This window comes from Rhizorhabdus sp. GW822-FHT03C02 (assembly GCF_058801765.1).
On sequence record NZ_JBXANN010000010.1, the window covers coordinates 110,563 to 137,191 of the forward strand.

At 66.4% G+C, this 26,629-nt stretch carries 26 protein-coding genes; 13 read left to right on the top strand and 13 right to left on the bottom strand.

From position 1 onward, the window contains the following. Positions 1–57 precede the first annotated feature (57 nt). Genes AC1RM6_RS21980 through AC1RM6_RS21990 form a run of 3 tightly spaced genes read right to left on the bottom strand, consistent with a single transcriptional unit; the run spans position 58 to position 5,619 of the window. A complete protein-coding gene (locus tag AC1RM6_RS21980) occupies positions 58–3,420 on the bottom strand; it encodes an error-prone DNA polymerase (protein WP_493105156.1) in 3,363 nt (1,120 codons plus the stop codon). After that, the gene (locus tag AC1RM6_RS21985) at positions 3,417–4,943 is read right to left on the bottom strand and encodes a Y-family DNA polymerase (RefSeq protein ID WP_493105158.1); all 1,527 of its coding nucleotides are present in this window, start codon (positions 4,941–4,943) and stop codon (positions 3,417–3,419) included. Before AC1RM6_RS21985 ends, AC1RM6_RS21980 begins: the two co-directional genes overlap by 4 nt. After that, positions 4,843–5,619 (bottom strand): ImuA family protein, encoded by a 777-nt coding sequence (locus tag AC1RM6_RS21990; protein ID WP_493105160.1) that lies wholly within the window; start codon positions 5,617–5,619, stop codon positions 4,843–4,845. The genes AC1RM6_RS21985 and AC1RM6_RS21990 overlap by 101 nt, the downstream gene beginning before the upstream one ends. A gap of 56 nt (positions 5,620–5,675) precedes the next feature. Between AC1RM6_RS21990 and AC1RM6_RS21995 the strand changes: the two genes are divergently transcribed. Continuing rightward, positions 5,676–6,218, top strand: a complete 543-nt coding sequence (locus AC1RM6_RS21995; protein WP_493105162.1) for a P-loop nucleotide/nucleoside kinase family protein — start codon at positions 5,676–5,678, stop codon at positions 6,216–6,218. Here AC1RM6_RS21995 and nrdR read toward each other — a convergent pair. From nrdR to rpiB, 3 genes are read right to left on the bottom strand one after another with little or no spacing between them, the layout of a single operon-like run. Beyond that, positions 6,208–6,669: a transcriptional regulator NrdR gene (nrdR, locus tag AC1RM6_RS22000; protein WP_493105164.1), complete on the bottom strand. Its 462-nt coding sequence runs from the start codon at positions 6,667–6,669 to the stop codon at positions 6,208–6,210. The two genes, AC1RM6_RS21995 and nrdR, sit on opposite strands and share 11 nt — an antisense overlap. Before the next feature lie 14 nt (positions 6,670–6,683). Beyond that, on the bottom strand, positions 6,684–7,997 hold the full coding sequence (gene glyA, locus AC1RM6_RS22005) for a serine hydroxymethyltransferase (RefSeq protein WP_493105166.1): 1,314 nt from the start codon (positions 7,995–7,997) through the stop codon (positions 6,684–6,686). Then, positions 7,994–8,452, bottom strand: a complete 459-nt coding sequence (gene rpiB / locus AC1RM6_RS22010) for a ribose 5-phosphate isomerase B (RefSeq protein ID WP_493105168.1) — start codon at positions 8,450–8,452, stop codon at positions 7,994–7,996. Before rpiB ends, glyA begins: the two co-directional genes overlap by 4 nt. A 113-nt stretch (positions 8,453–8,565) precedes the next feature. Here rpiB and AC1RM6_RS22015 point away from each other — a divergent pair, with 113 nt between their 5' ends. The 3 genes from AC1RM6_RS22015 (at position 8,566) to ada (ending at position 10,526) form a co-directional block, all read left to right on the top strand. Next, positions 8,566–9,078 carry a hypothetical protein gene (locus tag AC1RM6_RS22015; RefSeq protein ID WP_493105170.1) on the top strand — a complete coding sequence of 171 codons (513 nt, stop codon included), beginning with the start codon at positions 8,566–8,568 and terminating at the stop codon, positions 9,076–9,078. 31 nt (positions 9,079–9,109) lie between these two features. After that, positions 9,110–9,364, top strand: a complete 255-nt coding sequence (locus tag AC1RM6_RS22020) for a hypothetical protein (protein WP_493105172.1) — start codon at positions 9,110–9,112, stop codon at positions 9,362–9,364. A gap of 103 nt (positions 9,365–9,467) precedes the next feature. Continuing rightward, positions 9,468–10,526 carry a bifunctional DNA-binding transcriptional regulator/O6-methylguanine-DNA methyltransferase Ada gene (gene ada, locus AC1RM6_RS22025; RefSeq protein ID WP_493105174.1) on the top strand — a complete coding sequence of 353 codons (1,059 nt, stop codon included), beginning with the start codon at positions 9,468–9,470 and terminating at the stop codon, positions 10,524–10,526. On the opposite strand, the gene AC1RM6_RS22030 is transcribed toward ada, so the two are convergent. Then, positions 10,523–10,987: a MarR family winged helix-turn-helix transcriptional regulator gene (locus AC1RM6_RS22030; protein ID WP_493105176.1), complete on the bottom strand. Its 465-nt coding sequence runs from the start codon at positions 10,985–10,987 to the stop codon at positions 10,523–10,525. The genes ada and AC1RM6_RS22030 overlap by 4 nt on opposite strands. A gap of 125 nt (positions 10,988–11,112) precedes the next feature. On the opposite strand from AC1RM6_RS22030, the gene AC1RM6_RS22035 reads away from it, so the two are divergent. Then, positions 11,113–11,535: an organic hydroperoxide resistance protein gene (locus AC1RM6_RS22035; protein WP_493105178.1), complete on the top strand. Its 423-nt coding sequence runs from the start codon at positions 11,113–11,115 to the stop codon at positions 11,533–11,535. Between the two features lie 70 nt (positions 11,536–11,605). On the opposite strand, the gene AC1RM6_RS22040 is transcribed toward AC1RM6_RS22035, so the two are convergent. Continuing rightward, complete coding sequence (locus AC1RM6_RS22040) at positions 11,606–12,265, bottom strand: hypothetical protein (RefSeq protein WP_493105180.1); 660 nt, start codon at positions 12,263–12,265, stop codon at positions 11,606–11,608. Positions 12,266–12,432: 167 nt separating this feature from the next. Between AC1RM6_RS22040 and AC1RM6_RS22045 the strand changes: the two genes are divergently transcribed. The 3 genes from AC1RM6_RS22045 (at position 12,433) to AC1RM6_RS22055 (ending at position 15,311) form a co-directional block, all read left to right on the top strand. Beyond that, complete coding sequence (locus tag AC1RM6_RS22045; RefSeq protein WP_493105390.1) at positions 12,433–13,152, top strand: RNA methyltransferase; 720 nt, start codon at positions 12,433–12,435, stop codon at positions 13,150–13,152. A 359-nt stretch (positions 13,153–13,511) separates the two neighbouring features. Further along, on the top strand, positions 13,512–14,342 hold the full coding sequence (locus AC1RM6_RS22050; protein ID WP_493105181.1) for a PEPxxWA-CTERM sorting domain-containing protein: 831 nt from the start codon (positions 13,512–13,514) through the stop codon (positions 14,340–14,342). A 156-nt stretch (positions 14,343–14,498) separates the two neighbouring features. Further along, positions 14,499–15,311, top strand: a complete 813-nt coding sequence (locus AC1RM6_RS22055; protein WP_493105183.1) for a sterol desaturase family protein — start codon at positions 14,499–14,501, stop codon at positions 15,309–15,311. 99 nt (positions 15,312–15,410) lie between these two features. Here AC1RM6_RS22055 and AC1RM6_RS22060 read toward each other — a convergent pair whose 3' ends face one another. Further along, positions 15,411–15,740: a chorismate mutase gene (locus AC1RM6_RS22060; RefSeq protein ID WP_493105185.1), complete on the bottom strand. Its 330-nt coding sequence runs from the start codon at positions 15,738–15,740 to the stop codon at positions 15,411–15,413. A 234-nt stretch (positions 15,741–15,974) separates the two neighbouring features. On the opposite strand from AC1RM6_RS22060, the gene rpsD reads away from it, so the two are divergent. The 3 genes from rpsD to aguB all read left to right on the top strand — a co-directional run bounded on the left by rpsD (position 15,975) and on the right by aguB (position 18,582). Beyond that, complete coding sequence (gene rpsD / locus AC1RM6_RS22065) at positions 15,975–16,589, top strand: 30S ribosomal protein S4 (RefSeq protein WP_493105187.1); 615 nt, start codon at positions 15,975–15,977, stop codon at positions 16,587–16,589. A 132-nt stretch (positions 16,590–16,721) separates the two neighbouring features. Further along, positions 16,722–17,723 carry an agmatine deiminase family protein gene (locus AC1RM6_RS22070; RefSeq protein WP_493105188.1) on the top strand — a complete coding sequence of 334 codons (1,002 nt, stop codon included), beginning with the start codon at positions 16,722–16,724 and terminating at the stop codon, positions 17,721–17,723. Positions 17,724–17,733: 10 nt separating this feature from the next. Next, positions 17,734–18,582 carry an N-carbamoylputrescine amidase gene (gene aguB, locus AC1RM6_RS22075; protein ID WP_493105190.1) on the top strand — a complete coding sequence of 283 codons (849 nt, stop codon included), beginning with the start codon at positions 17,734–17,736 and terminating at the stop codon, positions 18,580–18,582. A 46-nt stretch (positions 18,583–18,628) separates the two neighbouring features. Here the strand turns inward: aguB and AC1RM6_RS22080 are convergent, their stop codons facing one another. After that, positions 18,629–19,948, bottom strand: coding sequence for a dicarboxylate/amino acid:cation symporter (locus AC1RM6_RS22080; RefSeq protein WP_493105192.1), 1,320 nt, complete (start codon positions 19,946–19,948; stop codon positions 18,629–18,631). An 84-nt stretch (positions 19,949–20,032) separates the two neighbouring features. On the opposite strand from AC1RM6_RS22080, the gene AC1RM6_RS22085 reads away from it, so the two are divergent. After that, positions 20,033–20,452 carry a response regulator gene (locus AC1RM6_RS22085; RefSeq protein WP_493105193.1) on the top strand — a complete coding sequence of 140 codons (420 nt, stop codon included), beginning with the start codon at positions 20,033–20,035 and terminating at the stop codon, positions 20,450–20,452. Positions 20,453–20,524: 72 nt separating this feature from the next. Further along, positions 20,525–21,868 (top strand): AmpG family muropeptide MFS transporter, encoded by a 1,344-nt coding sequence (locus AC1RM6_RS22090; RefSeq protein ID WP_493105195.1) that lies wholly within the window; start codon positions 20,525–20,527, stop codon positions 21,866–21,868. 62 nt (positions 21,869–21,930) lie between these two features. Here the strand turns inward: AC1RM6_RS22090 and cysK are convergent, their stop codons facing one another. The 3 genes from cysK to AC1RM6_RS22105 form a co-directional block, all read right to left on the bottom strand. After that, a complete protein-coding gene (gene cysK / locus AC1RM6_RS22095) occupies positions 21,931–22,851 on the bottom strand; it encodes a cysteine synthase A (protein WP_493105197.1) in 921 nt (306 codons plus the stop codon). Continuing rightward, a complete protein-coding gene (locus tag AC1RM6_RS22100) occupies positions 22,848–24,140 on the bottom strand; it encodes an MFS transporter (RefSeq protein WP_493105198.1) in 1,293 nt (430 codons plus the stop codon). Before AC1RM6_RS22100 ends, cysK begins: the two co-directional genes overlap by 4 nt. 109 nt (positions 24,141–24,249) lie before the next feature. Beyond that, positions 24,250–26,529 carry an ATP-dependent helicase gene (locus AC1RM6_RS22105; protein ID WP_493105200.1) on the bottom strand — a complete coding sequence of 760 codons (2,280 nt, stop codon included), beginning with the start codon at positions 26,527–26,529 and terminating at the stop codon, positions 24,250–24,252. Between the last annotated feature and the right edge of the window lie 100 nt (positions 26,530–26,629).

Sequence of the window (26,629 nt, forward strand, 5' to 3'; positions counted from 1 at the left end):
GGCGGGCGGATGCCCGGCGCCTGAGCGCCGCTCGGCAAAGCTGAGCGAACGAAGCCGTCAATGGAAATCACGTGATTTCGGCAGGATCCGGACGTCGCGCGGATGGCTGCCGCGCGGCACCGCGTGCCGTGGCAGCTGCGGATGCTGGAAGACGTCGGCGCGCGACAGCTCGATCTCCGCACGATGATCCTCGGACAATCTGTCGAGCATGGCGGTACGGTCGATCACGGTCGCGCCCATCAGATGCACGACCCCCTCGGGACTCTTCTGGATCTCGCCCTCGACCTCCATCAGCCGCGCCGCCATCACCTGGCGACGCTGAACCTCGAAGATCCGCTCCCAAAGCAGGACATTGGTGATCCCGGTCTCGTCCTCCAGGGTGATGAAGATCGCCTTGCCCTCGCCCGGCCGCTGGCGGACCAGCACGACACCGGCGACCCGGACGCGCCGACCGTTGCGCCCCTCGGACACCCCTTTGCAGGTCACCACCCCCTCGGCATCGAACGTCTCGCGCAGGAACTGCATCGGGTGGCCCTTGAGCGACAGGCGGACGGTCTGATAGTCGGCCGCCACCTGTTCGGAGAGCGGCATTGCGGGCAGCGCGGCGTCGGGCTCCCGCCCCAGTTCGCGCGCCTTGGCGAAATCGAACAAGGGCAGACTGCCGGCCGGGGTGCGTCGCACCTCCCAGAGTGCGCGACGACGATCGAGCCCGATCGAGCGGAAGGCATCGGCATCGGCGAGCGCGCGCAGCGCGCGGGGCGGCAGCGATGCCCGCCGCGCCAGCTGCTCGACGCTGTCGAACCGCCCCTCCGCGCGGGCCTTGACGAGTTCCTCGGCCCAGGCCTCGCGGAAGCCGTCGACCTGGCGCAACCCGATGCGCAGCGCGAGCATGTTGCCGAGCGGTTCGAGGCTGTTGTCCCAGGCACTGGCGTTGATGTCGGGCTCGAGCGCCATCACGTCATGGTCCTGGGCATCCTTCACGATCTGCGCCGGCGCATAGAAGCCCATCGGCTGCGAATTGAGCAATGCGCAGGCGAACACCGCCGGGTAACGGCATTTGATGTAGGAGGAGACATAGACGAGCAGCGCGAAGGACTGGGCGTGGCTTTCGGGAAAGCCATAGCTGCCGAACCCCTTGATCTGGGCGAAGCAGGCCTCGGCGAAATCGCGCGGATAGCCACGTTTCACCATCCCTCCGACCATCTCGGTTTCGAATTCGGGCATGGTCCCGACATTGCGGAAGGTCGCCATCGCCCGGCGCAACTGGTTCGCCCGCGAATCGCTGAAACCGGCCGCGACGATCGCCAGCTTCATCGCCTGCTCCTGGAACAGCGGCACCCCCAGCGTCTTGCCCAGCACCTCCTCCAGTTCGAGCGGATCGTGCGGCGGCGCCGGTTTCGGATAGACGATCGGCGGCGGGTTCGGCCGGCGCTGCTCCTCGCGACGTTTCAGATAAGGGTGGACCATCCCGCCCTGGATCGGTCCCGGCCGGACGATCGCGACCTGCACCGCCAGATCGTAGAGGCTACGCGGCCGCAATCGCGGCAGCATGTTGATCTGGGCGCGGCTCTCGACCTGGAAGACGCCGATGCTGTCGCCCTTGCAGAGCATATCGTAGACATCGGCTTGCTCCGGCTTGATCGTATGAAGCGCATAGTCGATGCCGGCATGGGTCCGCAGCAGATCGAACGCCTTGCGGATGCAAGTGAGCATGCCGAGTGCCAGCACATCGACCTTCATCAGCTTGAGGGCGTCGATGTCGTCCTTGTCCCACTCGATGAAGGTGCGGTCGTCCATCGCCGCATTGTGGATCGGGACCAGTTCGTCGAGCCGCCCCTCGGTCAGCACGAAGCCGCCGACATGCTGCGACAGATGGCGCGGAAATTCGAGCAGCTGGCCGACCAGCATGCCGAGCCTGCCGATTTCGGGATTGGCGACGTCGAGCCCGGCCTCGGCGAAGCGCCGCTCCTCCATGTTCGACGCATAGCTGCCCCATACGGTCGAGCTGATCCGCGCGGTCAGATCCTCGCTCAGTCCCAGCACCTTGCCGATCTCGCGTACCGCGCTGCGCGGGCGGTAATGGATCACGGTGGCGGCGATCCCGGCACGATCGCGGCCATAGCGCCGGTAGATATGCTGCATCACCTCCTCGCGCCGCTCATGCTCGAAATCGACGTCGATGTCGGGCGGTTCATTGCGATCCGCGGAGATGAAGCGCGAGAAGAGCAGCTTATGCTTGACCGGATCGACCGCGGTGATGCCGAGCGTGTAGCAGATCACCGAATTGGCCGCCGAACCGCGTCCCTGGCAGAGGATCTTCTCGTCGCGGGCGAATTTCACGACGTCGTGGACGGTCAGGAAATAATAAGCGTAGCGCGCCTTGCCGACGAGCTTCATCTCATAGCGGATCAGGTCGCGATGCGCCTTGGTGAAGTCCTTGCCATAGCGTTCGCGCGCGCCTCTCATCACCAGATGGACCAGCCAGCGCTGCGGGCTCCAGCCGGGCGGCACCGGCTCGTGGGGATATTCATATTCGAGCTCGCCGAGATCGAAATCGATCCGGTCGAGCAGTGCCAGGCTTTCGGCGATCGCTGATTCCTGTCCGGCGAAAAGCCGCGCCATCTCGGCGGCCCCCTTCACATGGCGCTCGGCATTGGCCGCGATCCGCGTCCCCGCGGCGGCGAGGGTCACGCCGTGGCGGATGCAGGTGACGACGTCGTGGAGCGGGCGCTGGTCGGGGGTGGCGTAGAGCGGATCGCTGGTCGCGAGCAACGGCACGCCGACTGCTTGGGCGAGCGCGGCCCGCGCGGCGAGCCGGCGGCGGTTGCGGCCGTCGAACGACAACGTCGCGCCAAGCCAGACGCGGCCGGGCGCAGCGTCGCCGAGGATGCGCAACCTCCCCTCCTCGTCACCCCAGCCCCCGGATGACGGGGAAATGTGCTCCGCCTCCTTCTTCGGCGGCAACGGCCTGGCGCCATCCTCGCCTTCGACCAGAAACTCAGTCGTCGGCATCATGATCAGCAGCAGGTCGTCGAGATGGTCGAGCAGGTCGGCGAAGCGCAGGATACAGTCGCCCTTGACCGCACGGCGGTTGCCGAGGGTGAGCAACCGGGTCAACCGGCCCCAGCCATGCCGGGTCGCCGGATAAGCGACGATGTCGGGCGTGCCGTCGGCGAAGACCAGCCGCGCGCCGACCGCGAGCCTGAAACCGGGCGGCGGCAGGCCGGCTTTCTCCAGATCCTCGCACGCCTCGTTGAGCGCCACCCAGGCGCGCACCACCCCGGCCACCGTATTGCGATCGGCGATACCGATGCCGTTCAACCCAGCTTCCAGCGCGGCCTCCACCATCGCAGCCGGCTGCGATGCTCCGCGCAGAAAGCTATAGTTGGTGGCTGCGACCATCTCGGCGAAATCGGTCATGCGAACAGGCCGTGCAGATACCAGTCGGGCGTCGCCGCCTCGCGTCCATAGAGGCCGTGGCGAAACAGCCAGAAGCGGTGCCCCTGCCGGTCCTCGACCCGATAATAGTCCCGGCTGAGGCCGCGATTGTCGGACCGACGCCACCACAAGGCCCCGATCCGTTCGGGTCCCTCGGCAAAGGCGACCTCGTGCAGGGTGTGCCGCCAGCGGAAACGCTGCGGCGGGCCGTCGGGGACACCCGCGACCACCTCGATCCGTTGCGGCGGATCGAACAGGGTGATCGGACGCAGCGGCGGCTCGCCCGGCTCGATCTCCGGCCAGTGCCCGCCGCCGGCCATCGGTTCGGCCGCGGGCAAGGCGAGCATCGTCTGTTCGGGGATATGGCTGTCCTGCGGCACCAGCCGTCGCACCCGGTTACGGCCGAGCCGGGTCGACAGCCGGTCGATCAGCCGCGCCAGTTCGTCCTCGGCCAGCGCGCCGCCTTCGAGCGGCAACTGGAGCGGCGTCAATGTTTCGAGCAAGGGTACCGACAAGCGCACCAGATCGAAGCCGAAACCGGGGTCGATCGGGTCGGCGAGCGCGGCGATCCGCTCGTCGAACAGCCGCATCAGCAACGGCACGTCGCGCGATGGCAGCCCGGTCTCGACCCGCAACCGGCGGACCAGCCCGTCGGTCCGGAACAATTGCGCCTCGAACCGTCGGCCGCCGCGATGGCGCGCCTCCATCCGCCGCGCGGCCTGGCCGGCCAATTGCGCGATAGCGGCAAGCGCGGCTTCGGTGCGGCCGATCGGCTCGGCGAAACGCCGCTCGACCACCAGATCGGCTTCGACCCGACGCGGGGTGATGCGGATGTCGCGGCGGGCGGTGATCCGCGCCAGCCGATCGATCGCGGCCTCGCCGAAGCGCGCCGCGATCGGCGCCGAAGGGCGGACGCTGAGATCGCCGATCCGCTTGAGCCCCGCCCGGCGCAGCGCCACCGTCTCCTCGAGCAGCAGTTCGAGCGCCTCGACCGGCATCTGGTCGAGATCGCCCGCACCATGCCTGACCTGGGCATGGGCGGCATCGGGGGTGTCGGCGATCGCGATCCGCGCGAGCATTCCCAGCCGAGCGAGCCGGGCGGCGAGATCGGCGGCCAGCCCGGCTTCGCCGCCGAACAGATGCGCGCATCCGCTGATGTCGAGCAGCAGCCCATCGGCACCATCGACCGCGACCATCGGCGTATAGCGATCGCAGCCATCGGCGATCCGCTCGAGCCAGGCGATATCGGCCGGCCGATCGATGTCGAAGACGATCAGCCCCGGCAGCCGGGCGCGTGCATCGGCCAGGCTAAGGCCGGGGACGATATCGAGTGCGATCGCCGACCGATCGACCGCGACCAGCCGGATCGCGCCCTTGATCTTCTCGACACAGGCGAACGGGGTTTCAGGCGCTAAGCCGGATGACGTCCGCCGCAGGCGATCGGTCGGCAGGAAAGGAAACCAGAGCGCCAGATAGCGCCGGTTCCCTGAAGCAGCGCTGGTCACGGTCCCACTCCAGACAGATTCGGAATTCGGCAAGGCCGCGGCGATGGCGCAGCAGCGCGACCTCGATCGTGGCATGGCCGGGAGCATCGCCCTCGAGCGGTACCGCCGCGGCACCGCATATCTGCCAGCGGCTATAGGCCGCGCTGGGGGCAGGGTCGGCCTGGCTCCGCAGCATCAGCACCGTCACCCCCGATGCCTCGGCGGCGATCGCCAGCCGCCGGCTGGCGGTGAGATCGATCGCGCGCGCCGCCTTCCACGGCTCGATCAGCACCATCGCGACCTCGGAACAGCGCACCGCATCGCCGGCGGCGCGCAGCAGCGCGATCTCGTCGGGAACGGCGACCTCGATCAGGCGAGCCGGATCGAAGCCGAGTTCGACCATGCCGGCGGCATGGACATGACCGGCGGCGCGCACCGCACCATCCTGCCGCAGCCAGACTATCGGACCGCCGCCGATCCGGATCGCCAGCATCAGCGCGAAACCCGCCACCGCGGCCTGGTCGGCTTCGGTGGCGGCGAACAATTCGTGCAGCCGCCCGCGCGGCAGCCCACCCTCGAGCCGGGCATCGAGCATGTCGCCAAGCGCGAACAGATCGCCCCCGGCGCACGGCTTCATCCCCTCGATCGCACCGATGCGCCGGCGAAGGGAGGCGATGATGTCACGCGACTCGCTCATATATGTTCTTATTTTGTTCTCATTGCCAGCAGAGTCAAGCCGGCTAGTCTGTCGCCATGAAGCTGATCTTCCTCTACGGCCCCGCCGCCGCCGGCAAACTCACCATCGCGCGCGCGCTTGCCGCGCGGACCGGCTTCGCGCTGTTCCACAATCACCTGATCGTCGATGCGGTCGGCGCACTGTTCACGTTCGGATCAGAGCCCTTCGTCCGGCTGCGCGAACGCTTCTGGATCGAGGCGATGGGCGAGGCCGTCGACCAAGACATCTCGACGATCTTCACCTTCGCCCCCGAACCGAGCGTCGCCCCCGATTTCCCCGATCGGCTGCGTGCCATCATCGCGGCCAAGGGCGGCGAACTGGTCTTCGTTCGCCTGACCCTATCGGCCGCGGAACAGGAACGCCGGATCGACAACGCCAGCCGCGGCGAATTCAACAAGCTGCGCTCGCTCGATCTGCTGCGGAGCTTACGCGATCAGTTCGACCGCAGCTTCGCAGCGATGCCCGAACCTGCGATCAGCATCGACACGACCGACACGCCACCCGAGACCGCGGCAGCGCGGATCGCGGAGGAATTGGGTCTCCCCTCGGTCAGTCCTTGATCGCGTCGGTCACCGCGCCGGCGAAATCCTCGAAATCCTTGGCCTCGCGGAAATCCTTATAGACGCTGGCGAAGCGGATATAGGCGACGCTGTCGAGCGCCTTCAGACCGTCCATCACCATCTCACCGATCGCATTGGCGGCGATCTCGCTCTCGCCCGAGGTTTCGACCTGACGCTGGATCGCGGTCGCGAGCCGTTCGATCCGGACCGGATCGACCGGCCGCTTGCGGCAGGCGATCGCGATCGACCGTTCGAGCTTCGAACGGTCGAACGGCTCGCGCTTGCTTTCGCTCTTCACCACCGTCAGCTCGCGCAGCTGGATGCGCTCGAAGGTGGTGAAGCGCGCGCCGCAGCCCTCGCATTGCCGGCGCCTGCGGATCGCCGCCCCATCGTCAGTGGGGCGGCTGTCCTTCACCTGGCTGTCTTCATGCGAACAAAAGGGGCAACGCATCTAGCGATTCGCCCTCAAAGTTCGGGGTAAATCGGGAAGCGGTCGCACAGCGCCTCGACCCGGGTCTTGACCGCCATCTCGGTCTGGCCATTGCCCTCGGGACCGTTCTTGGCGAGGCCGTCGAGCACATCGGCGATCATGTCGGCGATGTCGCGGAACTCGGCCGGGCCGAAGCCACGGGTGGTGCCGGCGGGCGATCCGACCCGGATACCCGAGGTCTTGACCGGCGGCAGCGGGTCATTGGGCACGCCATTCTTGTTGCACGTGATCCCCGAGCGCTCGAGCGCCTCGTCGGCGTCGCGACCGGTCACCCCGATCGGGCGCAGGTCGACCAGCGCGAGATGGGTGTCGGTACCGCCCGAGACGAGATCCGCGCCGCGCTCCTTGAGCCGTGCCGCCAGCACCTTGGCGTTTTCGACGATCGCCTTGGCATAGCTCTGGAAGTCGGGCTGGAGCGCTTCGCCGAAAGCGACCGCCTTGGCGGCGATGACATGCATCAGCGGGCCGCCCTGCAGCCCCGGGAACACCGCCGAGTTGATCTTCTTGGCGATCGCCTCGTCATTGGTGAGCACCATGCCGCCGCGCGGACCGCGCAGCGTCTTGTGGGTGGTGGTGGTCACGACATGGGCATGGCCGAACGGGGTCGGATGGACCCCGCCCGCGACCAGCCCGGCGAAATGCGCCATGTCGACCATGAACAGCGCCCCGACCTCGTCGGCGATCGCGCGGAAGCGGGCGAAATCGATGTGGCGCGGATAGGCCGATCCGCCGGTGATGATCAGCTTGGGCTTATGCTCGCGCGCCAGCGCCTCGACCTGGTCGAAATCGATCCGGTGATCGTCCTCGCGCACGCCATACTGGATCGCATTATACCATTTTCCCGACATCGCCGCCTTGGCGCCATGGGTCAGATGGCCGCCGGCATCGAGGCTGAGCCCCATGATCGTGTCGCCCGGCTTGGTCAGCGCCAGCATCACCGCGCCGTTCGCCTGCGCGCCCGAATGCGGCTGGACATTGACGAAGCCGCAATCGAACAGCTGCTTGGCGCGGTCGATCGCCAGTTGCTCGACGACGTCCGACGGGTGGCAGCCCTGATAGTAACGCTTGCCGGGATAGCCCTCGGCATATTTGTTGGTGAAGACCGAGCCCTGCGCTTCGAGCACTGCCTTGGAGACGATATTCTCCGAAGCGATCAGTTCGATCTGCTTCTTTTCACGGGTGATTTCCTGCGACAGACCGGCGAAAACCGCCGGATCGGCGGCGGCAAGGCCACGGGTGAAGAAGCCGTCGGGCTGGACGTCCGAAAGGACGGCGGGGTTGGTGCTCATGCGGGCTCCTTCGCGATGGTGGGATGGGAGAGTTTGTCGACGCGGCGCTGGTGGCGGTCACCCCCAAATGGCGTCGACAGGAAAGCGGTGACGCAGGCCTTGGCCTGCTCGATCCCGATCAGCCGAGCGCCGAGCGCGATGACATTGGCGTCATTATGCTCGCGCGACAGCTTCGCGGAAAGAACTTCGGAGACCAGCGCGCAGCGCGCGGCCGGGTTACGGTTGACCGCGATCGAGATACCGATCCCCGATCCGCAGATCGCGATGCCCTTGACCGCGGCCCCCGAGGCGATCGCCTCGGCAAGCTTGTAGCCATAATCGGGATAGTCGACCGAGTCGGCGGTCGCCGGCCCGAGATCCTCCACGTCATGCCCCTCGTCGCGAAGCCACCGCACGAGCGCCCCTTTGAGCTCATATGCGGCATGATCGGATGCGACGGCGATGGTGTCGGCCATGATGGGATCCTGAGTCGGGTTTGCGCGCTCTCTAGGGGGTCGTCCCCACTATTGCCACATCATTTGGGACGGGCGGGTTGGTGTTGCGCGTTGCTTAGCCTATCTGGGGAGACATGAACACCATCCTTCCCCGCGCCGGCGCGATCGCCGCTCTCCTCGTCCTCGCTGCCTGCGCCAAGGGCCAGGACGCCAAGATTCCCGACAATGTCGCGACCGAGAATTTCGCGGTCGAGGCCGCCGACCAGGAGGCAGAAGCCGCCAATGCGGCCAGCGCACCGCTGCCGACCGATGCCTGGGTCGGCAAGTGGATCGGCGTCGAAGGTCTGGTCCTCGACATCCAGAAGGCCGGCGAACCCGGCCGCTATGTGCTCGGCATCACCCTGCTCGACGGCACCAAGAGCTATGAAGGCAGCGTCGACGGCGACGTGATCCGCTTCACCCGTGACGGGCGGCCCGAAAGCGTCCGCGCCGCGACCGGGGACGAGACCGGCCTCAAATGGCTCGCCGGCAAGCAGAACTGCCTGATGATCCAGCAGGGCGAGGGCTTCTGCCGCGACGAGGCGCCTGCGGCCGGCGCCCCGGCAACCGCGCCCGCCGCGGCGGCGCCTGCCGCCCCCGGGGCTTGATACCGGGCCGCGACGGGATTAGGGCGCGCCCATGACCGCCCCGACGATCACCCCCGAAGACTTCGCGGCCCGCGCCCGAGCGATCACCGCCGCGTCCTGCGGGCATGAGGCGCATCGCGCGCTCGACTATCTGACCAACGATGTCCTGCGCGCGCTCGGCTATGGCGAGGGGATCGATATTTTCGAGGCGGCGGTCGCGCACTGGCACGACGCCGCCGATCCCTATCCCTATCGCGGGCCCTGTCCCGATTGCGAAAAGATTTCGGACAAGCGCGCCGCCGCCTGAGGCGGACCGCGGGATCATGATTCGAAAGCAAGCATCGGGACGCATCCGGGCTTGAACCGCGCCAGGGTGATCGCACATCGAGATTGTGCGAAAGGATCGCCCCATGAACGCCGTCGCCCAGGCCATCACCCTCGACCCGCGCTGGTCGCGGCTCGTCGAACGCGATCCGTCGGCGGACGGGAGTTTCGTCTATTCGGTCGCGACCACCGGCGTCTATTGCCGCCCCGCCTGCGCGGCGCGCGCCCCCAATCCACGCAACGTCGCCTTCCATGACGATATCGCCGCAGCCGAGGCGGCAGGATTTCGGCCGTGCAAGCGCTGCCGCCCCGACCAGCCGCCGCTGGCCGAGCGTCAGGCCGCGCTGATCGCCGCCGCCTGCCGCCGGATCGAGGACGCCGAGGAGGCATTGTCGCTCGGCGAACTCGCCGATGGCGCCGGCCTGAGCCCCCACCATTTCCACCGGCTGTTCCGCAGGATCACCGGCCTCACCCCCAAGGGCTATGCCGACGCGCAGCGTTCGGCACGGGTTCGCGAAGCATTGGCGGACGGCGCGAACGTCACCGCCGCGCTCTACGAGGCGGGCTTCGGATCGAGCGGCCGTTTCTATGCCGCCGCCGACGCGGCGCTGGGCATGCGTCCGTCGACCTATGCCAAGGGCGGCAAGGATGCGGCGATTCGCTACGCCATCGGCCGATCGTCGCTCGGCCGTGTCCTCGCCGCGGAAAGCGACCGCGGAATCTGCGCGATCCTGATCGGCGACGACGACGCCTTGCTGGTCGACGATCTGCACAATCGCTTTCCGCGCGCCGAGGCGATCATCGCCGATCCCGATTTCGGCGCGACGATCGACGCGGTGGTGGCACTGGTCGAGCAGCCGGCGGATGGCCTGTCACTGCCGCTCGATATCCGCGGCACCGCCTTCCAGCAGCGCGTCTGGCAGGCATTGCGCGCGATCCCAGCGGGACGGACAGCCAGCTATTCGGACCTCGCCCGGACGATCGGCGCCCCCAAGGCAGTGCGCGCGGTCGCCGGCGCCTGCGCGGCGAATGCGCTGGCGATCGCGATCCCGTGCCACCGCGTCGTGCGCAACGACGGCGAATTGTCGGGCTATCGCTGGGGGATCGAACGCAAGCGCGCGCTGCTGGAGCGCGAGGCCGGCTAATTCGAGTCGATCGTGTCGCGCACGTCGACGAGCGATCCGCGCAGCGCCTGAATTCCCGCGATGTCGAGCCCGGTCGCCGCGAGAATCGCCTTCGGGAAGCCCTTCGCGACCTCGCGCATGCCGCGGCCCTTGTCGGTCAACCGCACCCGCACCTGCCGTTCGTCGTCGGGATTGCGAACCCGCTCGATCGCGCCGCCCGTCTCGAGCCGCTTCAGCATCGGCGACAATGTGCCATATTCGAGACCGAGGCGCTCGCCGATCTCGCCGATGCTGCGATCGTCCTGCTCCCACAGGATCAGCAACGTCAGATATTGCGGATAGGTGATGCCGAGCTGCGCCAGCAGCGGCTTATAGGCGCGGCCGAGCGCGTGCGCGGTCGAATAGACCGCGAAGCAGAATTGATCGTCGAGGCGCAGATGATCGGCCATCCCGACCATATAGGCGCGGATTCCATCGTGCACGATGGAAAAATCCGATCAGCGCGATCGAAATTGATTGCTCGCAATTACATCGTGCACGTTTTATCTCACCCTCACCGACGCCGATGACGGCGCCAGCAAGGTTCGAAGATCGAAAGGAACGCATCATGGCCATTCTCTATACCACCGAAGCCACCGCGACCGGCGGCCGCACCGGCCACGCCGAAACCCGCGACGGCGCGCTCAAGGTCGATCTGGTCACCCCGAAGGAACTCGGCGGCCCGGGCGGCGCCGGCAACAATCCCGAGCAGCTTTTTGCCGCCGGCTATTCGGCCTGCTTCCTCGGCGCGATCAAGTTCGTCGCCGCGCAGAAGAAGGTGAAGGTCGCCGACGACAGCAGCGTCACCGCCACCGTCGGCATCGGCCCGCGCGAGGACGGCACCGGCTTCGGGCTCGACGTCGCCCTGGCGATCGCGCTCCCGGGGCTCGACCGCGAGACCGCGCAGGCGCTGGTCGACCAGGCGCATATCGTCTGCCCGTATAGCCACGCGACCCGCGGTGGCCTGGACGTGCGGCTGACGCTGCTCTGAGCCGAAACCGCCAACAAGGAAAAAGGGCCGGAGCGATCCGGCCCTTTTTCTTCTGCACGATCGGCGATGATCAGATCGTCGGTTCGGCCTTGGATGCCGGCTTGGTGCGAGGTGACTCGTAACGGGCGGGTGTGACCACCGGCCTGGGTGCCGGGGCCGGGGCCGCCGTCGCGCGGACATTGATGTCGGCCATCTTCGAACAATCGCCCGAGCTTTGCGACGCGACCCTGGGCGGCTGCTTCGGGTCGAACGAGGTGATCTGGACGCTGCGATTGCAGCTCACCTTGCCGTCGCTGCTGGTCGACGAGAAGAAGGAATAGCTGACCGCTCCGCCGGACACCGGCCGGCCATCCGACGCCGCGACTCGCAGGACCGGCGCCTGTGCCGATGATTGCGCCGCCGACATCGCTACCGCCTGCCGCAGCATCGCGTCGGCCTGCGCATCCATCTGCGCCGCGATTCGGTCGAACATCGCGAACGGTGAGACCATCATCGCCGCCGCCGGGCGCGCGGCCGGCACCGGAACCGCGGCCGCTACCGGCACGAAGACGATGCGCGGTGCGACGTCGTCGGGGTAGGGAATGTTCCGAACGGTGCCGTCGGGCATCCGGACGGTCATGACATGGTCGCTCCGGACGGCCCTGGCCGCGGCGACGTCCGCGGCGAAGGCGGCCCCGCCCACCGCGATCGCCGCCGTTCCGGCGATCAGCAGTTTCGAGATGATGCGCATGAGAGATCTGCCTCCATTCAGATGATTCAGCGGTGGAAAGGCTGCCTCGACGAAGCTGAACGCCAGATGACTCGCGACCGCGCGATGCGACGGCGCGATACGACGGCTCGACCGCCGCCCGCGGAGATGGTGGCGTGGCCGGCCAAGGAAGGCTAATCGCGCGCTCCATGAGCAGCACCAATCCCGTCATCATCCTCGTCCGCCCCCAACTCGCCGAGAATATCGGCAAGGCCGCCAGGGCAATGCTCAACTTCGGCCTCACCGAGATGCGGCTCGTCGCGCCCCGCGACGGCTGGCCCAATCCCGATGCCGGCCCGGCGGCCTCGGGCGCCGACCGGGTGCTGGCGGCCGCGCAGGTCTTCGAGAGCGTCGCCGAAGCGACCGCCGACTGCAGCCATGTCTATGCGACCACCGTCCGCAAGCGCGGCGTCACCAAACCGGTCGTTACGCCCGAAGTCGCCGCCCGCGCCATCCATGACGATGGTGGCCGCGCGGCGATATTGTTCGGGCCCGAGCGATCGGGCCTCGCGTCCGAAGATGTCGCGCTGGCACGCACCATCATCACGGTGCCGATCAACCCCGAATTCGGCAGCCTCAATCTGGCGCAGGCGGTGATCCTGGTCGCCTATGAATGGTCGAAGGGAATCGAACTTGCTTCACCGCCGACGGTGGAAATCGCGCCGCCGGCCGACCAGGGAGAACTTGAAGGTTTGATTGGTCATCTTGAATCTATACTGGAGAAATCCGGTTATTTCTTTCCCGTCGACAGGACTGCCGTGACCAAGAAGATGCTTCGCACCCTGCTCACTAAACCGGGCTGGAGCCATCAGGAGATCAGAACGATGCGGGGCGTGCTCAGCGTAATCGAGCGTCCGCACGCCCGTTGATCCCTGATTCACCGCCGAGAGAAGCCCGATCCGATTCGGCGCCCGATTCGCGCGGCGGCCATGACGCCGCGGAATCGCGGCGGCACGCCGATTCGAATTTGAATAATGAATCGAATCTATACTGTAAAAAATCCCGACACTTATTATTCGCGACAATGTAAATTTTGTTGAACTGCCGGCGAACGGCCTGATTTTACCCGGATTTTTGGCACGGAATGCCGCACCCGAGCGACCTCCGAAGCGCCGATAGCGGCGGAATTCCGGGCAATTTGGTTAACGTTGACGGTCGCCCGAGGCGATTGCGCCAATAATCGCGATAGGTTATAGGTCTCGAACGATTTTGTTTGGGGAAGGCGCGTATGGCGAAGTTGGTCAGGACATTGTTGGCGGCTGCGGCGGCCTTCACGATGGTCGGTCACGCTCAGGCGACGAGGATCATTCCCCTGGTCAACGGGGATTTCGAAGACCTCGTCAACCACACGACGGGCGCTGCCGTCGCCTCGACCTCGACCGAGATCGGCGATCTGAGCGCGACCGGAGCGACCGCCGGCACCGGCGGCACCGATCTCGCCGGCTGGACCACCACCGGTTTCAATTTCGTCTACACCCCCGGGACGGCCACCAGCAGCGGCGCCGTGACCCATTATGGCCCGTCGCTGGTTTTTTGGGGACCGGGCAACGGCACCTCGAACGGCTTCGTCGACAGCCCCGCCGGCGGCAATTTCATCGCCGCCGACGGCGCCTTCACGCCCTACACCCAGCCGATCAGCCAGACCGTCAGCGGGCTGACCGTCGGCAACCTCTACGCCATCTCCTTCTGGTACGCCTCGGCCCAGCAGCTTGGTTATGATGGCGACACGACCTCGGGCTGGACGGTGTCGCTGGGCAGCGAAAGCTGGTCGACCCCGACCAACTACAACCCGAACCACGGGTTCACCGACTGGCAGTACGTCACCAAGATCTTCACCGCGCAGAACACCACCGAAACCCTGTCGTTCCTCGCTTATGGCGCCCCCGAAGGGCAGCCGCCGTTCGCGCTGCTCGACGGCGTCTCGGCAATGGAAGTTCCGGAACCCGCCACCTGGGCGATGATGCTGCTCGGCTTCGGCCTGGTCGGCGGCGTGATGCGCAAGCGCGGGGTCAATTTCGGTCGCGCGGCCCGGCCGCAGCTGGCGATGGGCATCGCCTGACAATCGATCGAAACCGATCACCGGAAAAGCTGTGGATCCAAGCCCGCCCCCAAAGGCGGGCTTTTCCATTTCAGGGCCACAAGCCTTTGGACTATTATGCCCGTCCGGGAAATCGCGCCTTGCCCATAGGGCCCGATACCCGGCTATGAAGATGTCATGTCGCACGAACTGATCACGATCGGCGTCAATGTGCTGCGGCTATGCGCGTGGCTGGTGGTGCTGTGTGCGATCTTCGTACCACTCGAGCGCTTCTTCGCGCTGCGCGAGCGCCGGATCATGCGGCCGATGCTCTGGCAGGATTTGGGCTATTATTTCCTCAACGGGCTGATCACCGGCCTGATCCTCGCCGCCCCGATTTCGGTCGTGATCACCGCGACCCGGCTGATCGTCCCAGGCGGCTATTATGCTGCGATTGAGGCGCTGCCGCTCTGGCTCCATATCGGCGGCGCCTTCCTGATCGGCGAGATCGGCTATTATTGGGGCCATCGCTGGATGCACAGCCATCCCTGGCTCTGGCATTTCCATGCCGTCCATCACCAGCCCGACGGACTCGACTGGCTGGTCAACACCCGTGCGCATCCGGTGGACATCATCTTCACGCGGCTCTGCGGGCTGGTCCCGCTCTACGCGCTCGGCTTCGGCAGCGCCACCTCGATGGCCGGCGCGCTGGGCCCGGTGCTGTTCACCGTGTTCGGCACGATCTGGAGCTTCTTCATTCACGCCAATCTTCGCTGGAAGCTCGGCCCGCTCGAACATGTCATCTCGTCGCCGCACTTCCATCATTGGCACCATTCGCGCGACACCCATACCAATCGCAATTTCGCGCCGATGCTGCCCTTCGTCGACCGGATGTTCGGGACCCTCTATCTGCCGCGCGACGAATGGCCCCAGGACTATGGGATTCGCGCCCAGCAGCCCGACCTTCCTCCGAAAACCACCGACAGGACCGTCCCGACGCCGGCCGAATGAGGCCGCGCTGCCGATGGCAATATCCGACCGGCTTCATCGATACCCGCGAACTTCGATCATGGCATGAGCGCGCCGCTCTAGCTAAAGCGGAGTATCTCGTCAGCCACCGGCCTCCCGCGCCGCATCGAGGTCGAACGTCTCCAGTTCGTGCGCGATCGATCCCTCGACCAGCATGTCGTAAAGCCGATAGGCGAGCCTCGGCGGAAAGCCGCGATCATTGGCGACCTTCACCGCGTGCGCGATCACCGCAGCCTTGCGGACCTCGTCGCGCACCGCGCCGCGATCGGACTTGATGCGCGCCGCTGCCTCGACATAGCGCGTGCGTTCGGCCAGCAGGGTGACGATCAACGTGTCGAGCGAATCGATCGCCGAACGCACCTGGGTCAGGTCGGTGCAGTCGGCGGCAGGAACAATGCTTTGCTGGGTCATGCCGGGCTTTCTTTGGTTCAGCACACGCTGAAGCCGCACCGCTGGTTCAGCCTCGCGGCATCGGCCTCTAACAAAGGCTTCCCAGCTTGACTATCACGGCGTTCGCGGTCATAGGCCCCGCTTCGCAATTGGCCCCGCACCCCGGTGAAGCGGTGGCCGTGCCGGATCCCTGACCGGATCCCCAGCAGAGCGGATACCGGGACCAACGTCACAGCAATTGCCAAAGGATTACCCATGTCGAAGCGCAACAGCGCCAAGTATAAGCTCGATCGCCGCCTCGGCGAGAATATCTGGGGCCGCCCGAAGTCGCCGGTCAACAAGCGCGAATATGGCCCCGGCCAGCACGGCCAGCGCCGTAAGGGCAAGCTGTCGGACTACGGCATCCAGCTGAAGGCCAAGCAGAAGCTCAAGGGCTATTATGGCGACGTGACCGAGAAGCAGTTCAAGAAGAACTACACCGAAGCCGCCCGCATGAAGGGTGACACCTCGCAGAACCTCATCGGTCTGCTCGAGCGTCGCCTCGACGCGGTCGTCTATCGCGCCAAGTTCGCGCCGACGGTCTTCGCCGCCCGCCAGCTGGTCAGCCATGGCCACATCCGCGTCAACGGCGTGAAGTGCAACATCGCTTCGCGTCTGGTGAAGCCGGGCGACGAGATCACCCTCGGCAGCAAGGCGCAGGAAATGGCGCTGGTGCTCGAGGCGCAGGGCCTGTCCGAGCGTGACATCCCCGATTATGTCGCCCCCGATGGCGCCGCCAAGGTCACCTTCATCCGCGTTCCGACCCTCGACGAGGTTCCCTACGCGGTGAAGATGGAACCCAATCTGGTCGTCGAATTCTATTCGCGCTGATCCCTACCGGGATATCGGCGGAAAGAGGGCGGTCCCTTCGGGGGCCGCCCTTTTTCTTTATGGGCCATGTTCGAACAGCCGTGGCCGCTTCACCCCTTTCACCTGTCACATCGCATCGCTATCTGGGCGCGCATGACCGACTATCGCCAACCCGCCGAATGGGCGCCGCACGACGCCGTCTGGATCGGCTTTCCCAGCCATGCCGAGCTCTGGCTCGAGGATCTCGAACCCGCGCGCGATGAAGTCGTCGCCTTTGCGAAAGCGGTGCATGCCGGCGGGGCCGGCGAGAAAGTCGTGCTGGTCGCCGCCGACGAGTCTTCGGCCACCCGCGCGCGCGAACTGGCCGGCGACGCCGCCGAGGTGATCGTCGAGCCGTTCGGCGACATCTGGCTGCGCGACACCGCGCCGATCGTCGTCGTCGGAGCCGATGGCCGCGCGGCGACCGATTTCGGTTTCAACTGGTGGGGCGGCAAATATGACCTCGCCGGCGACGAGAGCATCGGCGCCCGGCTTGCCACGCGCACCGGCTGGCCCATCCGCCAGGCCGACTGGATCTTCGAAGGCGGTGCGATCGACGTCAACGGATCGGGCATCGGCGTCACCACCGAGCAATGCCTGCTCAACCCCAATCGCAATCCCGGCATGCGCCGCGAGGACATCGAGGCCGCGCTGAAGCGCGATCTCGGCATCGACCGGTTGCTGTGGCTCGGCGACGGCCTCGCCAACGACCATACCGACGGCCATGTCGACAATCTCGCCCGCTTCGTCGCCGAAGGGGTGATCGCGATTCCCGAACCGGTCGACGCCGACGATCCCAATGCCGCGGTCTATGCCGATGCGAAGCTGCGCGCCGAGGCGTTCGGCCTGACCGTGGTCGGCATCCCCTCCCCCGGGGCGGTCGAGCGTGAGGATGAGGATGGCGAGAGCGACATCATCCCCGCCTCCTATATGAACTTCTACATCGGCAATGCGGCCGTGGTGGTCCCACTCTACGGCGCCGCCAATGACGAGGCCGCGGTCGAGGCGATCGCGAAGATCTTCCCGACCCGCATCGTCACCGGCTTTCGCGCCGACCATATCCTGACCGGAGGCGGTAGCTTCCACTGCATCAGCCAGCAGATCCCGTCGGCCTGAGGAAAGAGACATGAGCAGCATCACCGTCGCCGCGCTCCAGCTCGGCTTCACCGACGATATCGACGCCAACATTCTCGAGGTCTCGAAGCTCGTCCGCGAGGCCGCGGCCAGGGGCGCGCAGGTGGTGCTGCCGCCCGAACTGTTCGAGGGCCATTATTTCTGCCGGGTCGAGGATGAGGGCCTGTTCGCCCGCGCCCAGCCGACCGCCTCGCACAAGGCGGTGCTGGCGATGCAGGCGCTCGCCGCCGAGCTCAGAATCCACATCCCGACCAGCTTCTTCGAAGCCGACGGGCCGCATCATTATAACAGCCTTGCGATGATCGGGCCCGACGGCAAGGTCGCCGGGGTCTATCGCAAGAGCCATATCCCCGATGGCCCGGGCTATGAGGAAAAATTCTATTTCCGCCCCGGCAACACCGGCTTCAAGGTCTGGCCGGCCGCCGAGACGACGCTGGGCGTCGGCATCTGCTGGGACCAATGGTATCCCGAGACCGCGCGCGCGATGATGCTGATGGGCGCCGAGATCCTGTTCTACCCGACCGCGATCGGCAACGAGCCGCACGATCCCGACCTCGACACCAGCCGGCTGTGGCGCCGGGCGATGGTCGGTCATGCGGTGTCGAACGTCGTTCCCGTCGTCGCCTCGAACCGGATCGGCACCGAGGACGGCCAGACCTTCTACGGTCACAGCTTCATCTGCGACGAACGCGGCGACATGCTTGCCGAATTCGGCCGCGACGAGACCGGGGTGCTGGTCGCGACGCTCGACCTCGCGCTCGCCAAGCGCCACCGCGCGGCCTTCGGCTTCTTCCGCGACCGCCGGCCCGAACTCTACGGCCGGCTGGTCCAGGATATTTAGGCTCTCTGAAGCCCCTCCCCTAAACGGGAAGGGCTTCAGAAAAGCGCTATTCGATCTGCGACGGATCGATATCGAGCCCGCGCCGGCCGGCGTGAATCGTGTTGCTCGGCGCATGCGGCGGCTCGATCTCGGGCGCGTCGAGCGCTTCGAGCACGCCTTCCCATTTCGCGACCACCGTGCTCGCCACCGCATTGCCGACGACATTGGTCGCCGACCGCCCCATATCGAGGAAATGGTCGACCGCGAGGATCAGCAGCAGCCCGGCTTCGGGGATCTTGAAGAAGGCCAGCGTCGAGGCGATCACCACCAGGCTGGCGCGCGGCACCCCGGCGACTCCCTTCGAGGTCACCATCAGGATCAGCAGCATCGTGATCTGCTGCCCGAACGACAGATGGATGCCATAAGCCTGGGCGATGAACATCGTCGCGAAGGTGCAATAGAGCATCGTCCCGTCGAGGTTGAACGAATAGCCGAGCGGCAGCACGAAGCTGGCGATCCGGCGCGGCACCCCGAACCGCTCGAGCGCCTCGAGCGTGCGCGGAAAGGCCGCCTCCGACGAAGCGGTGGTGAAGGCGAGCAGGATCGGCTCGCGAATATAGCGGACCAGCAATTTGGTCCGCCCGCCGACCAGCAGGAAACACAACCCCAATAGCAGCACCCACAAGGTCAGCATCGTCAGGTAGAAGCCGCCCATGAACTTGCCGAAGGTGATCAGGATGCCCGGCCCCTGCTCGGCGAGCGCGCAGGTCACCGCCGAGAACACTGCGATCGGCGCGAAGCGCATCACATAATCGGTGATCTGGAGCATCACCTGGACCAGCGCCTCGATCCCGCGCAGCAACGGCGCCGCGCGCTCGCCGATCGCGGTCATCGCCACGCCGGTGAAGATCGAGAAGATCACGATCTGCAATATCTCGTTGGTCGCCATCGCCTCGAAGAAGCTCTTGGGAACGAGATGGGTGACGAACTGCTTCAGGCTGAAATCGCCTTGGGTGACCCCGCTGCTCGCGGTCACGTCGGGCAAGGGCAGATTGAGTCCGACGCCCGGCTGCATCAGGTTGACCATGATCAGCCCGAGCGACAGCGACAGCAGGCTCGCGCTCAGGAACCAGCCGATCGATCGGCCGCCGATCCTTCCCAGCGCCGACGTGTCACCCATATGGGCGATGCCGACGACCAGCGTCGAGAATACCAGAGGCGCGATGATCATCTTGATCAGCCGCAGAAACAGATCGGTGAGGATCGAAATATAGCCCGTGACGTTGGTGATCGTCGCCTTGTCGTCGATGGTCTGGTTCAGCGTGATGCCGATCACTATGCCCAGCAGCATCGCGATGAGAATATAGAGGGTGAGGCGCTTGGCCACGGGCGTCTCCAATTTGGGAAGCGCCTGTGGTCGGGCCAAACCCGGCCCGGGTCAAGGGCATCGGAAAGGGACGTCGGACGATCCATGCTGTTCGCCAAACGCCAACGATCGATCCAGCGCCTCCTGATCGTCGAGGACGAACCGCTGGTCGCGTTCGACAATGAGCATTTCCTGACCGACAGCGGCTATGTCGTCGTCGGCACCGTCGACAATGCGCCGGAGGCGGTCGCGCTGTTCGCGGCAGGCGGTATCGACCTGATCCTCTCCGATATGAAACTGGCCAGGGGCACGTCGGGCCGCGATGTCGCGCTCGCCGCGAAGCAGGCCGATATCCCGCTGATCTTCGTCACGGCCACCTGCCCGATCGATGCCCCCCAGATCGCGGTCGGCTGCCTTTCCAAGCCCTACAGCCAGCGCGACCTCAAATTGGCGATCGACGCGATCGACATGCATCTGGGCGGCGGGAGTGCGAAGCGGATCCCGAAGGGGCTGACTCTCTATTGAGGGCTGGCAGCGCCGCCCCCTTCTTTTGCGCGGCCCCCTTCCCTCGCGGCAACGGCCCGCTATGCTCGCTTGATGAGCACCGCACCGGGGGACGGCGCGTCGGCCGCGACTGAGCCGACATTCATCGACGGGCTGCGGCCCTATCTGGAGCGTGCGCCGCTGGCGGCGCTGTTCCTCGGCATGTCGTCGGGCTTCCCGTTCGCGATGATCGGCGCGACGCTCGCCAGCCGGCTCGCCGAGAACGGCATCGAGAAGAAGAGCGTCACCGCCTTCGCGCTGGTGATCCTCGCCTACAACCTCAAATTCTTGTGGGCCTGGGTCGTCGAAGGCGTGCGGCTGCCGATCCTGGGACGGCTGGGCCAGCGCGTCTCCTGGCTGATCTTCGCCGGCCTGCTGGTGATCGCCGCGGTGATCAACATGGGACTGACCGATCCGGCGGCGGACCTGATGGCGGTGGTGCGCGCCGCGATCCTGCTCGGCATTGCCGGCGCCACCTACGACATCGTCATCGACGGCTATCGCATCGAAATCCTCGAACCGCGGCAGCTCGGCGTCGGCGCGGGCATGTCGCAATATGGCTGGCGGATCGGCGCCAGCGGTGCCGGCGCGCTCGCGCTGGTGGTGGCGCAGCGCCAGGGCTGGGAAGCGGCCTATATCGCCTGCGCCGGCTTCGCGCTGCCGGCGATGATCGCCGGCCTCGTCATCGGCGAGCCCGAACGCCATCATGTCATCGCCACCCGCCATTCGCTGCGCGAACTCGGTACCGCGGTGGTCGGGCCCTTCCTCGAATTCTTCCGCCGTCAGGGCGCCTTCCTGGTGCTGCTGTTCGTGCTGCTCCACAAGATCGGCGACACCCTCGCCAATCTCACCTTCCGGCTGCTGTTCAACGATCTCGGCTTCAGCAAGGACGAGATCGCGATCTACGATGTCGGCGTGGGCTTTTGGGCGCTGCTCGTCGGCATCTTCATCGGCGGCATCCTCTATGCCAGGCTGGGCCTCAAGCGCTCGGTGCTGGTCAGCCTGTGGCTGATGGCGGTCTCCAACCTCAGCTTCGCCGGCCTTGCCGCCAGCGGGCACAGCAACCTCGCCATGGCCGGCGCGATCGGCTTCGAGAATTTCTCGAGCGGGGTCGGCGGCGTCTGTCTGGTCGCCTATTTCTCGGCGCTGTGCGACCTGCGCTTCACCGCCGCCCAATATGCGCTGATCTCGGCAGCCGCGAGCGTCGTCGGACGCCTCGCCACCGGCACCACCGCCGGCGCGATGATCGAGGGCATCGGCTATGTGAACTTCTACCTGCTCACCACCGTCGCCGCGCTGCCGGGCATCGCGATCTTCTGGCTGATGATGCGCGCCGGGCTGATCGACGAATCGATGGGCAGTGCCGGCGAGGAGACGGCCGCGACGGCACAGCAATAACGTCATGCCGGCCCCCGGAACGGCGCGAAGCCACGATCCGGGGGCCGGCATGACGAATGGGATCACTCCGGCAGGAAGTCCGGCACCGACAGATAACGCTCGCCGGTATCGTAGTTGAATCCGAGCACCCGCGCGCCAGCGGGCAGTTCCTTGAGCTTCTGCGCGATCGCCGCCAGCGTCGCGCCCGAGCTGATCCCGACCAGCAACCCTTCCTCACGGGCCGAACGCCGTGCCCATTCCTTGGCGTCGGCGGGATCGACCTGAATCACCCCGTCGAGCAGCTGGGTGTGGAGATTGGCCGGCACGAAACCCGCGCCGATCCCCTGGATCGGATGCGGCCCCGGCTGCCCGCCCGAGATCACCGGCGACAGCGTCGGTTCGACCGCGAACACCTTGAGCCCGCTCCAGCGCGCCTTGAGCACCTGCGCGGCGCCGGTGATATGGCCGCCGGTACCGACCCCGGTGATCAGCACATCGATCGGGCTGTCCTTGAAATCGGCGTAGATCTCCTCCGCGGTGGTACGGACATGGACGTCGACATTGGCCGGATTCTCGAACTGCTGCGGGATCCAGGCGCCCGGGGTCGCCGCCTGCAGTTCGAGCGCCCGCTCGATCGCGCCCTTCATCCCCTTCTCGCGCGGGGTCAGGTCGAAGCTCGCGCCATAGGCCAGCATCAGCCGGCGCCGCTCGATCGACATGCTCTCGGGCATGACCAGCACCAGCTTGTAGCCCTTGACCGCGGCGACCAGCGCCAGGCCGATGCCGGTATTGCCGCTGGTCGGTTCGATGATCGTGCCGCCGGGCTTGAGCTTGCCGGTCGCCTCCGCGTCCTCGATCATCGCCAGCGCGATCCGGTCCTTGATCGATCCGCCGGGGTTCGAGCGTTCGGACTTCACCCAGACTTCGGCATCGCCGAACAGCCGGTTGAGGCGGACGTGCGGGGTGTTGCCGATCGTCTCCAGTATCGAATTGGCTTTGGTCATGCTGCCTTCTCCTGCAAAGGGGCGTCTTCCAATGTCCGCGGCGGATCGAACGTCCGCGCGCGCAAAATCTCGGGGAACAGCTTCGCCCAGAGGATCGCGACCAGGATCGTGCCGATCCCGCCGCCGACCACCGCTGCCACCGGCCCGATCAATGCCGCAAGGAAGCCCGATTCGGCTTCACCCAGTTCGTTCGATCCGGAAATGAACAGCGTGGACACCGCACCGACCCGGCCGCGCATCTCGTCGGGGGTGTAGAGCTGGATCAGCGTCTGGCGCACGAACACCGAAATCATGTCGGCGGCGCCGAGCAGCGCGAGACAGGCCAGCGCGACGACCATCGGAAAGGGTGTCAGTTGCGACACGCCGAAGACGATCGTCGCAACGCCGAACACGGCCACCGCGACCAGCAGCTTGAAGCCGACATTGGTCTTGAGCGGATGACGCGCGAACCAGATGGCAGTGAGAGCGGATCCGACCGCAGGGGCCGCGCGCAAATGCCCCAGACCCGACGATCCGACATGCAATATGTCACGCGCATAGATCGGCAGCATCGCGGTCGCGCCGCCGAGCAGCACCGCGAACAGATCGAGCGAGATCGCGCCAAGCACCAGGCGGTTGCGCCCGAGATAGGACAGACCCTCCATCATCTGGCGCCAGGGATGCCGCTTTCCATCGAGCACAGTGCGCGGCACCGGACCGATCAACATCAACATGACGATCACCAGGCCGAACAATATCGTGCTGACCAGATAGGGCGCGAAATGTCCGGTCGCGTAAAGATAGCCGCCGAGCGGCGGTCCGACGATCGCGCCGACCTGCCATGCGATCGAACTCATCGCGATCGCCTTCGGCAGCAGCGCGCGCGGCACGAGGTTGGGCGCCAGGGCCTGGAGCGCCGGCGCCGCAAAAGCGCGCGCCACGCCCAGCAGCGCGGCGATGGCAAACAGCGCCGGCAAGGTCGTGCTGTCGTGCCACGCCATCAGCGCGAGCGCCCCGGCACAGAACATCTCCAGCGCGGCGGTGGCCCGCGCGATCCAGCGCCGGTCCATCCGGTCGGCGACCAGACCGGTAACGAGCGTCAGCACCATCAGCGGCAGGAATTGCGCGACCCCGATCCAGCCGAGTTGCAATGCCGCCGCTCCCAGCGACATCCCGTCGCGGCGGGCAATGTCATAGGCCTGCCACCCGATCACCACGACCATCGAGTTCTGCGCGATCGTCGAAGCGAAGCGGGCAAGCCAATAATGACGATAAGCGGGGATCGCGAAGGGTGATGTCGATGAGGCCATGCGCGCTTTTCTAGGCGCTTCGCCGGGACCCGGGCAACCGCAGTTTTGGTCGTAGCCGGCAAAGTCTATCAATCAGCTAGAAATAAAACACCCTGCCGTTCGCCCCTCCTCAGCCGAGGCTCACGAAACTGTCGAGCACCCGCTTGCGGCCGGCATGCTCGAAGTCGATCTCCAGCTTGTTGCCTTCGATCTCGGCGATTGCGCCATAGCCGAACTTGCTGTGGAACACCCGCTGTCCGACCGCGATATCCTTGCGCCCGGGCTGGGCGAAGCTGACGGCCGAAGCGCGTGCCTCGACCACCCGGCCGCCGCCCGGCGCGTTCGCGACCCCGCCGGCGGCGCTCGCCCGCTGCCAGCCCGGCCCGCGGCCGGTGCCCCGCCCGACATGCGCGAACGGGTCGGCCCGCTCGGACCATTGCGCGCGCCACAGCGACTCGCCGCCCGACATCGTCGTCTCGGTCTCGATATTCGGCGCCGGCAGCTCGCCGACGAAGCGGGACGGGATCGATGAGGTCCACTGACCGTAGATGCGCCGGTTGGCGGCATGGACGATCGTGCAGCGCCGCCGCGCGCGGGTGATCGCGACATAAGCGAGCCGCCGCTCCTCCTCGAGGCTGGCCAGCCCGCCTTCGTCGAGCGCACGCTGCGAGGGGAACACGCCTTCTTCCCAGCCGACGAGGAACGTCGTTTCGAACTCCAGGCCCTTGGCGGCATGGATCGTCATGATCGTCACCTTCGCCGTGTCGGCGTCGGCATCATTGTCCATCACCAGGCTGACATGCTCGAGGAACGCCGAAAGATTCTCATAATCCTCCATCGCCCGGGTCAGTTCGTTGAGATTCTCCAGCCGGCCGTCGGCCTCGGTCGACTTCTCGTTCTGGAGCATCGCCACATAGCCCGATTCCTCGAGCATCAGCCGGGTCAGCTCGGCATGCGGCAATTCGGACAGCCGATCGCGCCAGCGGGCGATATCGCCGACCAGATTGCCGAGCGCGCGGCGCGCCTGCGGCGTGAGTTCGTCGGTGCCCAATATCCGCGCCGCTGCCAGCGTCAGGGGAATATCCTCGGCACGCGCAAGCTGATGGAGCTTCGCCACCGCCTTGTCGCCGAGCCCGCGCTTGGGGGTGTTGACGATCCGCTCGAACGCCAGGTCGTCGGCCGGCTGGCTGATCACCCGCAGATAGGCCAGCGCATCGCGGATTTCGGCGCGTTCGTAGAAGCGGAAGCCGCCGACGATCCGGTAGGGGAGCCCGATCGCGATGAACCGGTCCTCGAGTTCGCGGGTCTGGAACTGTGCGCGCACCAGGATCGCGCAGTCGTTCAGCCCGCCGCCGGCGCGCTGATGCGCCTCGATCTCGTCGCCGACCCGGCGCGCCTCCTCGGGTCCGTCCCAGACCCCGACCACACGCACCTTCTCGCCATCCGGTTCGGCGGTCCACAAGGTCTTGCCGAGCCGGCCGCCATTATGCGCGATCACCCCCGAAGCCGCCGCGAGGATGTGCGGGGTCGACCGGTAATTCTGCTCGAGCCGGATCACCGTCGCGCCGGGAAAGTCGCGGTCGAAGCGCAGGATGTTCGCCACCTCGGCGCCGCGCCACGAATAGATCGACTGGTCGTCATCGCCGACACAGCAGATATTCTTGCGCTCCTGCGCGAGCAGGCGGAGCCACAGATATTGGGCGCTGTTGGTATCCTGATATTCGTCGACCATCACATAGCGGAAACGCTGCTGATAGCTTTCGAGCACGTCGCGATGGGTCTTCAATATCGTCAGCATGTGCAGCAGCAGATCGCCGAAATCGCAGGCGTTCACCGCGCGCAACCGGTCCTGATATTGCTGATAGAGTTCGCCGCCGCGACCATTGGCGAAAGCCTCCGCCTCGCCGGCGTCGATGTCGGCCGGGACCATCCCGCGATTCTTCCAGCGATCGATCACCCCGGCGAGCTGGCGCGCAGGCCAGCGTTTTTCGTCGAGGTCGGCGGCGGCAAGGATCTGCTTGAGCAGCCGCAGCTGGTCGTCGGTGTCGAGGATGGTGAAACTGGGCGTCAGCCCGACCAGTTCGGCATGGCGCCGCAGCATCCGCGCAGCGACCGCATGGAAGGTCCCGAGAAACTGCATCCCCTCGACCGCCTCGCCGAGCATCCGCCCGACCCGCTCGCGCATCTCGCGGGCGGCCTTGTTGGTGAAGGTCACCGCCAGGATCTCGGATGGCCAGGCGCGCCTCGTCGCGACCAGATGGGCGAGCCGCGCGGTCAGCGCCGCGGTCTTGCCGGTGCCTGCTCCCGCAAGTACCAGCACCGGTCCCTCGGTGGTCAGGACCGCTTCGCGCTGGGGCGGGTTCAGCCCGCGCAGATAGCCGGGTTCGGGCGCTGGAATGTCGTGAGTCACGCGTGAACAGGTAGGGAACAGCGGCGCACCGGGCAAGGGCCGTCAGGCGGGGGAATCGGATCGGCGCAAAATCGGCGAACCGAAGTCCGCCGCGATTGCA